The sequence below is a fragment of the Gallibacterium faecale genome, from assembly GCF_027920745.1.
GTDB classification, from domain to species: Bacteria; Pseudomonadota; Gammaproteobacteria; order Enterobacterales; family Pasteurellaceae; genus Gallibacterium; species Gallibacterium faecale.
Map to the genome: position 1 here is coordinate 1 of NZ_JAQIBB010000109.1, position 9711 is coordinate 9711.

8 protein-coding genes are annotated in these 9711 nt (G+C 37.1%); 4 read left to right on the plus strand and 4 right to left on the minus strand.

Annotation, left to right across the window (positions count from 1 at the left end):
• Nucleotides 1–2869 (minus strand): type I-F CRISPR-associated helicase Cas3f (gene cas3f, locus PF272_RS11580; protein WP_271142873.1); only part of this gene is annotated, 2869 nt, incomplete at its 3' end.
• Entirely contained in the window at nt 2866–3834 is a 969-nt protein-coding gene (gene cas1f / locus PF272_RS11585; RefSeq protein WP_271142874.1) for a type I-F CRISPR-associated endonuclease Cas1f, read from the minus strand. The genes cas3f and cas1f, both read right to left, overlap by 4 nt.
• Nucleotides 3835–4155: 321 nt before the next feature.
• Between cas1f and PF272_RS11590 the strand changes: the two genes are divergently transcribed.
• Together PF272_RS11590 and nadS are read left to right on the plus strand one after the other, a co-directional pair.
• Complete coding sequence (locus tag PF272_RS11590; RefSeq protein WP_271142875.1) at nt 4156–4500, plus strand: type II toxin-antitoxin system RelE/ParE family toxin; 345 nt, start codon at nt 4156–4158, stop codon at nt 4498–4500.
• Nucleotides 4501–4502: 2 nt separating this feature from the next.
• Nucleotides 4503–4799 carry a NadS family protein gene (gene nadS, locus PF272_RS11595; protein WP_271142876.1) on the plus strand — a complete coding sequence of 99 codons (297 nt, stop codon included), beginning with the start codon at nt 4503–4505 and terminating at the stop codon, nt 4797–4799.
• A gap of 250 nt (nt 4800–5049) precedes the next feature.
• Here nadS and trhP read toward each other — a convergent pair whose 3' ends face one another.
• Nucleotides 5050–6435 carry a prephenate-dependent tRNA uridine(34) hydroxylase TrhP gene (gene trhP / locus PF272_RS11600; protein WP_271142877.1) on the minus strand — a complete coding sequence of 462 codons (1386 nt, stop codon included), beginning with the start codon at nt 6433–6435 and terminating at the stop codon, nt 5050–5052.
• Nucleotides 6436–6557: 122 nt separating this feature from the next.
• On the minus strand, nt 6558–7319 hold the full coding sequence (dnaQ, locus tag PF272_RS11605; protein ID WP_271142878.1) for a DNA polymerase III subunit epsilon: 762 nt from the start codon (nt 7317–7319) through the stop codon (nt 6558–6560).
• Nucleotides 7320–7400: 81 nt separating this feature from the next.
• Between dnaQ and rnhA the strand changes: the two genes are divergently transcribed.
• Both rnhA and PF272_RS11615 read left to right on the plus strand, forming a co-directional pair.
• Nucleotides 7401–7868 (plus strand): ribonuclease HI, encoded by a 468-nt coding sequence (gene rnhA, locus PF272_RS11610; protein ID WP_271142879.1) that lies wholly within the window; start codon nt 7401–7403, stop codon nt 7866–7868.
• A gap of 252 nt (nt 7869–8120) precedes the next feature.
• Nucleotides 8121–9711, plus strand: a 1591-nt coding sequence (locus tag PF272_RS11615) for a BCCT family transporter (RefSeq protein ID WP_271142880.1), incomplete at its 3' end; no start/stop codon positions are given.

A 9711-nucleotide genomic window follows, 5' to 3' on the forward strand; every position in this document is an offset into this window, starting at 1 on the left:
GTTCTAGTATCGCTAGTGTGTCATATTTGTTTTTCTTAGGTGCAATTTCTTCTGCCTGATAAGTAATTCTTGGTATAGCATCAATTACTGCAAGTTGATCTTGTGTAATAATTCGTGCTGTTTGATGTGAAACCAATCCATTTTCTTTACTTTCAAATCCCGGTCGTGTAAATAGTCCCTCTCGATATGGTTTACCCGTCAATCCTCGCCAATTACTTGGTAATAATGCAATATTTGGTATTTCTGCTACTTTATCCGGCCGATGTCGCCACACTCTCCCGGCTAATTGAATAATGGAACGCATAGATGAAGGATCAATAATTGCCCAATCATAATCGTGATCCCGCCCAACTTCTGTGACAGGACTTCCTACGACAATAAAAATATGATGTTGTTTATCGCTATTCCGTAAAGCAGTTTGAATTTCTGGTTGCTGGAAAATGGCTTGTGGATTATAACGAGTAAGTAATCTATCTAGGCATTGTTCTAAACGATTTCGTAAAAGTAGCAGCTGTCTAGAGTGGTAACAACAAATATGAATTTCCATATCCGCAGGGCATTGCTGTTGTAACATCGCCAAAATAGTTGGAATTATCGGCTTAATATTCGCAAAACGAATCAAACCTAAACTAACCGTCTTATTTGATACGCTATCTTGTGTATAAAATTGGTGATGAAAATCTATTGCTTTGTTGATTAGATAATTTGCAAATACTGGCCAATTAAGTAATTGGTTTTCACCTCCAGCAACATTAGGTAAATCCATCACATTGGCAATACGTCGTATAGGTTGCTGTTTTAATTTCGCGACACGTAATTGAATAAATTCAGTATGTTTTTGTTGATACGAGGATAAATCACCACAAGTAAACGCCTGTTGATTAAACTCATCAAACCAAGCACAACAAACACCTGTTGATGGATAATTATTATTATGATTCCAGATTTTTCGTCCTGCCTGATAAGCTTCATATAAACCGCTAATTAAATCTGGCGTTAGCGTAGCTGATGATAACAACACTTTACTGCCAAACAATCCTGCTAAATGCACTAAACGACTTAATGCAGGTAAATCATTTTGATCGAAATCATCGGGTTCATCTAAGATTAAATCTCCTGTTAATAACCGTAAAATTGGCACAATATGCTTACCACCACGCAAACACTCACTCGCATTCATCAGATAATCAACGGTACAAGTTACCAAAGGTGTTTGTAATAATTGTTTGGCTTTCTGGTTTGCTAATAATGTATTAAATTCAGCAATCGAATCAATGGCATGTTCCCCTATCACCCCACCATCAATTTGCAGTGTATCTAACCAATCTTCTGCTGACTCACTGCCTGTTTTTTCTTGTAACTCAAATAATTTACTAATGGCATTACCGCCAACTAACACAGCCAGTTCGTCATCATCCAATTTTAATTTACTTTTTAATGCCTTACCGGTTTGTAATGTTAATACTCTTAATCCCAATGCAATCGTGAATCTAGCGCCTTGCTGCGGATTCGCTAATCCATACATAATCCTTGTATTACCAAGTGTTTTACCACACCCCGTACTTGCCATATTTACACCGAAAAATCCCTGTTTTTCAGTAAGTGGTTGTAATTGTTTGGCTAAGTCAAAAGCTCTATTTTGCCATTGGAAACGAGCAATATCGCTACGTTTATTAAAGCCCTTATGTTTTAAAAAAGGTAATAATGCAGGTAACTTCGGCAGAATCCGTGCAAAACGTACCGCACTTTGACAAACACCCAATAAATGCTCATCTAACCGCTGTTTTGCTTTTCCTTGTGAATCTGTATTCGCTAATAAAGGAAAATCTTTTTCGCCTAAATGTGGAGCGGATGGTAATGAAGAATAATGATGATCAGCGGTAATTAACGATAATCGAGAAAGCAACAGTAGAAAATCATCCGCAATCTCTGCATGATGACTGAGTAAATTAAGTAATCCTTGATGTTTTAACGCCTTATTTGCCCAACGGCTCATCGCTTTTTGCCAAGCTGTGCTATCAGAAACTAAATGTGAAAATTGCCAAAACTTTTCTGGATGAGGATGTTCACTATGCGGATTAAATACCCACCCATTACTCGCTGATAAACGTCGATAAAAACGAGTTAGCGTATCTGGTACTTCTTGATGCCACGTTTTTTTCTTACTCTGATTATTCTCTGCAAATTCTGCTAAATAAGGTGTTCTATAGTGCGAAGAGATCAACCAAATTAATGCTTTAGCTAATGGTGGTAAGGATTCAAAACCATCTTGATTAGGCTGTTTCCCCTCTTTTTTTAGTAATTTTAACCAATCAGGGTATTGCTGTTGATACTCAGCCCAATTTGCTAAACGCGTTAACCATTCAACATCTGTTGTACACCCTGCAATCATTGCTTCAAAAATTCTTACAGACACCCATTCATGTCGATAACAATCTGCAAAAGTACGTGCTGCTGGCATTAATTTTGTCTGAAAACCAATACTTGATTTTCCCAAATCGTGCAGAAGTGCTGCTAATGCAGCAATAATTTGAATGTTATACGCATTAATCCAAGCAACTTCATCATCTTTCCGTAAAATATCACGTTGTGTTCTATTGGTTGGAATTCGACCTTTTTGATTAAATTGACTTTGATCACCAACAATCCATAACAACGAAGTTTGATTTTTTCCATGTGTCCAATAACAAGCTACTGCTGTATTCTTTCTTGCTGTCTGTCGTAATAATTGTTTTAACGTTTGCAATCCTGCTTGCGTAATCGCGGTTTGCCAAACACGATCCCCACAACGTTCTGCAAATTGATCTAAAATCCGGCGAGTTTCTTTTAATGCATTTTTTTGACACTGGCTCACTAGCAAAATATTCATAGATCTGCTCCTTGTTGAGCAAGCTGTTTCAAGCCCTCAATAATGATATCTAATGCTTCAAATTGCAGTAGATTTTCAATGCAGTTATGGCGAAAATCATTTTCCTCATCGCCTTGTAGAGAAGAAATAAAAGCCTGTGGCAAAATTAATGCGTCTTTAATCATATCCGCTGCATCGAATACCAGCCCACCTCGTCTAGTTTTACCATGTAACACCGCTAACCCATGTGGCAAACCTAGTACCCAACAAGCTGTTGCGCCTAACCCATAAGCTAAATAATTACCATGATCCAGAAATTGATTTGCTGAATCAAACGCTTCACCACGTTCACTACGTTTAAAATGGGGATCTTTAATCGTATATTGATTAGCTAATGTATAAAGACGCTGAGTAAATCGTCCTTCTGCGGTTAATAAAGCCTGACTCGTTGTCGCTTGTTGAAATTCTACTTCTGCAGCTTGTACGACTTTTTCCAATAAAGTCCGATTAATCTGCCAATCTAATTTTGGCCAGCACTGCAAAATCGTTTGTAATCGTATATGCTGTAAACTTTTTGCTACCGTTAAACGTTTTTCATCATCAAACCAAAAAGAACACCATTGCTGTAAATACTGTACCGGTCGATATTCACTTTGTGGGCTAAAAAACTCACAACCAATCTCTGCTTCTGTGCCAGCAAACAAAGGGGTACCGCCACCACTGCAAAATCCAATCATTACCCCTGCTTTTGCCAATTCTCGCACTGCTGCTTGTGTAATCGAAGTACCTGTTCCCAGTAAAATACAAGTCGTATTTGCAATAGGAACGTTCCAATATAACGATTCTTTACCTTGATCTGTAACATACTCAACTCGTCCACCATTCACTAATACTCGGCAATGTTCCAGATAATATAAATTTGCTCGTTTAGAATGGAGAATAGTTTGTAGATTGGAGGATGGGATATAATCTGATCTCTTGTTCATAACGGTTAACTCACTAAAAGTAGAATTCAATTCATTATAACAAGAAGCAAAGCTATCGTTTTGTTTATTAAGAAATAAATAGCTATCAGATGAAAAAAAATCCCCTTTATTCGGGATAAATAAAAAATACAAATAGCTACGGATATCATATCTGACAATTAAATAGTGAGTTAAAAAGACTTAATTCTGTCCGTAAAGCATTACAACACAAATAACAACCAAGAAGTTGTAGCTTATCAGCAAATCAAAAATAAAACGGTTTTTCTTTTTTACTTGACCTTGTACAGGGTACAAATTAAACTAGATTCGTTAGGAGTCAAGATGAATACTGATAAATTTATAACATTTATTGAAACCCCTATTTTTGAGGAAGATAGAAAGGCCTTACTTTCTGATGATGAATATCAAGTATTTCAAACCTATATGCTAGAGAATTTCCATTTAGGCGATTTTATTCAACATACAGGTGGATGCCAAAAAATCAGATGGAAATTGTCAGGTAACAATAAAGGTAAAAGTGGTGGCATAAGAATTATTTATTATTCACTCACAGCTAAGGGAAAATTATACTTATTAATGATGTACCCTAAGAGTGAAAAAGACAATATGAGTGCTGCAGAAAAAGCAATTTTAAAATCAATTGTTGATAAACTAAAAGGAGATTGAAAATGGATAAAAATTTATTTGATCGCCTAATTAAAAGTGCTGAACAAATGGTCGCCATTGAAAAAGGCGAATTACAACCGGCACCTAATACTGTAACCAAATTTCGTATTCCTGATGTAAAAAAAATTCGTGCTAACACACATTTAAAGCAAAATGAATTTGCAGAGTTATTAGGAGTAAGTACTGCATTAGTGCAATCTTGGGAAACTTCCCGCAGGGTACCAAATGGTCCCGCACTAAAATTACTCTATATCATTGAAAACCAACCGAAAATTTTAGAAACCTTAAAAGCGATTTAATTTATAAGTGAAAGGAAAGTTCCAAACTTTCCTTTTTTTACATCTATACCGATTTAAAAATAGAAATACTATAAATAAAAAAATCCCCTTTATTCGGGATAAATAAAGGGGCAAACATTTGGAGTCATATTTTAGGGTACGGGTTGCATTATAATGATCAAAATTTCATAATACAATAACATTTTTAATATTTTTTTAACGTTTTTAACCTTATTTTCTCATTTAAGGATTTTGGTTAATTTATCCTACCCTAACTTTTTTTCTCGCCATGCGGATTTCTGGTATCAGCATCAACTAAATTACGCATTAATAAGGCATAATCTAACTGTATATCCTCAGGAACAGGCACAAATACAAAGTGTCCATCACCTAAAGCCGCTTCAACAGCTTCCCCTTTACGATTAAACATCTGGTTAATTGTAAAAATAATGTTACCATTTGGTGTCATCATTTCGACTTCATCACCCAATAAGAATTTATTTTTTACTGCAATTTCTGCCATTCCATTTTTACGTACCCCCGTAAATTCACCAACAAATTGCTGACGTACTGAAATGGAATAACCGTAATCATAATTTTGGTACTCATCATGTGTATGACGGCGTAAAAAACCTTCGGTATAGCCTCGATGTGCCAGAGATTCCAATGTGGTTAATAAACTCTCATCAAATGGCTTACCAGCCGCAGCATCATCAATCGCCTTACGATAAACTTGTGCAGTTCTAGCACAGTAATAGAAAGATTTCGTTCTGCCTTCGATTTTTAATGAATGAACACCCATATTGGCTAATGTTTCTACGTGTTGTACTGCACGCAAATCCTTTGAATTCATAATATAAGTACCATGTTCATCTTCAAATGCTTGCATCTGTTCATCTGGGCGTTGGCTCTCGGTTAATAAAAAGACTTTGTCTGTTGTTGTTCCTTCACCCAACGTTGGTGCAACATTTTTAATTGGAATGATGTCATTCGGATCAACAATATTACCTAATTCGTCTTCTTGCCCCTCTTTCACTTGATATTCCCAGCGACAAGCATTGGTACAAGTTCCTTGGTTTGGATCACGTTTATTAATATAACCTGACAATAAGCAGCGACCTGAATACGCCATACATAATGCACCATGTACAAATACTTCAATTTCAATATCTGGTACTTGACGGCGAATTTCTGCAATCTCTTCTAGTGATAATTCACGTGATAAGATTACTCGTGTTAAGCCCATTTGATGCCAGAATTTAACACTCGCCCAGTTCACCGCATTAGCTTGTACAGAAAGGTGGATCGGCATTTCTGGGAAATGTTCACGTACCAACATAATTAAACCAGGATCAGACATAATTAACGCATCTGGCCCCATTTCTACGACTGGCGTGAGATCTTTAATGAAGGTTTTTAATTTAGAATTGTGTGGTGCAATATTGACCACAACATAGAATTTTTTGCCTAATGCGTGCGCTTCATCAATCCCAATTTTCAAATTAGCGTGATTAAATTCATTATTACGCACACGTAAACTATAACGAGGTTGGCCTGCATATACTGCGTCTGCACCATAAGCAAAAGCATAACGCATATTTTTTAGTGAGCCCGCAGGCGAAAGCAGCTCAGGTTTTGTCTGAATTTCAGTTGTCATATTTTTCTCTTGTCTGATCACAGGTCAGGTTATGCCACTTAAGGCATAAATTTAAGGTATAAATATTGGGGGATGAATTTTAATCAGCCACTGCTAAGAATGCAAGTGGCTAATCAAGGTTACTATTGGGTTGATGATGTTTCTGCGAGTAACTTTTCCCACAAGCATTGATTGCCACTTTTTTTATTGATCAACTCAATATATTTTTGATGGGCGGCTAACTCCTCTTCTGTAGGTTTTAAGATAGCCAAATTATGCCGTTTAATCTCACCTTTTTCTTCACCTTGTGCCGCGCCTCCGGTCATCATTGGTAACGGTTCTGCATCTAGCATTAAGCTACCTTGTCCACCGGTCATTGCTAAATACACATCCGCTAAAATTTCCGCATCCAGCAAAGCCCCGTGCAAAGTCCGTTTACTATTATCAATTCCTAAACGCCCACAAAGTACATCTAATGAATTTTTCTTCCCCGGATAAAGCTGACGAGCCAATTTTAACGAGTCTGTCACTTGGCAAATATTATCAGTTTGTAACGTCTGTTTGAGGAAAGAGAACTCTTGATTAATAAACGCCACATCGAATGGAGCATTATGAATCACTAATTCAGAACCTTTAATAAACTCGACAAATTCCTCAAATACATCAGCAAAACGTGGTTTATCTGCTAAAAATTCATTAGTAATCCCATGCACTTCAATCGCTGCAGCATCAACTTCACGATCCGGCTGTAAATAGACATGGAAATTACGCCCTGTATGCCGTCTATTCATCAACTCTACCGCACCAATTTCAATAATGCGATGCCCTATTTGTGGTTCACTGCCACTGCTCATCCCTGTGGTTTCTGTATCCAGTACCACAATTCTATTTTGATCAATTTGCATATCTTTGTTTTTCTTTTGTGAATTAACTCTCTATAATTAAACGCCATTTTAACAATACAAATCTTGAATACAAATCCTGTCATGCGAAAAAAAGTTGAGATCTTTACTGATGGTTCTTGTCTGGGTAATCCGGGAGCGGGTGGTATTGGCATCGTATTACGCTATAAACAACACCAAAAACAACTCTCTGCCGGTTATCATTTAACCACCAATAATCGAATGGAACTATTAGCCGCGATTACTGCATTAAATACCTTAAAAGAACCTTGTGAGGTAACACTATACAGTGATAGCCAATATCTGCGTAAAGGCATTACTGAATGGATTATGCTATGGAAACGCAATCAATGGCGTACTAGCCAGAAAAAAGCAGTTAAAAATCAAGATCTTTGGATAGCTTTAGATCAAGCCATTCAGCGACATCATATCACTTGGCATTGGGTAAAAGGCCATGCAGGACATCCCGAAAATGAGCTATGTGATACCTTGGCCAGAGAAGCCGCATCTCACCCCTCACAACCAGACATTGGTTATCAACCTGAAAACTAACTAGATAAAAATGCTAAGTTAGCGATTAACACAGTATTAAAAACTGCAAATTTGCACTTTAAAATATAATCTGTTACTATTTTGCAGTTTTTTGACACTTTATCGGGAATACTACTTCCCTTTTCGCATTTAGATAGTTCATTCTTTGTCCTATCTTCCTCTTGTGTAAGGCGTTGTCCTAATGCTTTTCACCATCAATGATGACACTATGTTTCGTTCATCATAAAAAATAAAATTATAGGAGATATCATTTTGAATTTGCTACGTTATTGCAAAACGACGAGTACGTTTAAGGCGCCTATTTTTGTGCCAAGTCTATTATTTATTCTTGGTGTGACGGGATTAGGTATTTTCGCCCCACAAACCACAGAAACTTTGTTAAATAGTATCAAAAGCAACATTTTTACCAATTTCAGTTGGTTTTATGTGATTGCTGTTTCTATTTTTATTATCTTCCTATTATTACTTTGTGCGAGTAGTTTAGGAGACATTAAATTAGGAACTGAAAATGAAGAACCTGAATACCCATTTATGTCATGGATGGCAATGTTATTTGCCGCAGGTATGGGTATTAGTTTGATGTATTTTGGTGTTGCAGAGCCGATTTCACATTATGTTGCACCGCTTGCAGAAAACGCTACTCAAACGGAAAAAGTTGAAAATGCCTTACTTCTCTCCTTTTTCCATTGGGGTATCCATGCTTGGGCAATCTATGCTGTCATCGGTCTAACTCTTGCTTATTTCAGTTTCCGTTATAAATTGCCACTCACCATCCGATCTGGTTTTTACCCAATTTTAAAACACCGTGTATCTGGTTTCTGGGGTCATGTTATTGATATTGTGGCACTTTGCAGTACAGTTTTCGGGGTAACCACCACCTTAGGTTATGGTGCCATGCAGTTAGATGCAGGATTACACGCCATTGGCTGGATGAGTGATCGTAGTATCACCACCCTTTCAATCATCATTGTTATCGTGATGACGTTAGCTGCTATTTCTGCCATTACTGGGGTAGCAAAAGGGGTTCGCCGTTTAAGTGAAATCAATTTAGGTATGGCTATCTTCTTGATGATTTTTGTCTTAGTTGCTGGCCCAACCATCTATTTATTCAGTAATTTCTCTGAAAATATTGGGAATTATCTCAGTAATTTTATCGAATTAAGTTTCCGTACCTTTGCTAATCAACCAGATAAACAAGATTGGTTTAATGGTTGGACTGTACTTTACTGGGCTTGGTGGGTTTCATGGGCACCATTCGTTGGTTTATTTATTGCGAAAATTTCTAAAGGTCGTTCGATCCGTGAGTTTATTCTTGGTGTGTTATTTGTGCCATCGCTCTTTAATGCCTTATGGATGACGATCTTCGGTGATTCTGCGATCTGGATTGATCAACAAACACAAGGTTCATTATCTGCATTAAGCAGTAATACTGAAGCTTTACTATTTGCTTTTTTTGATCATTTACCTGGCTCAACAATTGCCTCTTTACTGGCAATGTTAATTATTGCGTTATTCTTTATTACCTCTGCTGATTCTGGTATCTACGTTATCAATAATATTGCCTCACAAGGTAAAGAGAATTCACCAGCATGGCAAAGTGCATTCTGGGCGATCTTATTAGCGGCTTTAGCCATCGCCTTATTACGCTCTGGCGGATTAGCTGCCTTACAGACAATGACCTTAATCATTGCCTTACCATTTACTTTAATTATGTTGTTCCTCTGTTTTGGTCTATGGCGTGGGTTAATGGTAGATAGCCAATATTTCTCGAAAAAATTTGCTCATGGTAGTTCGGTTTGGACAGGTAAACAGTGGCGTGAACGGTTAAGTAAAATTATGACTA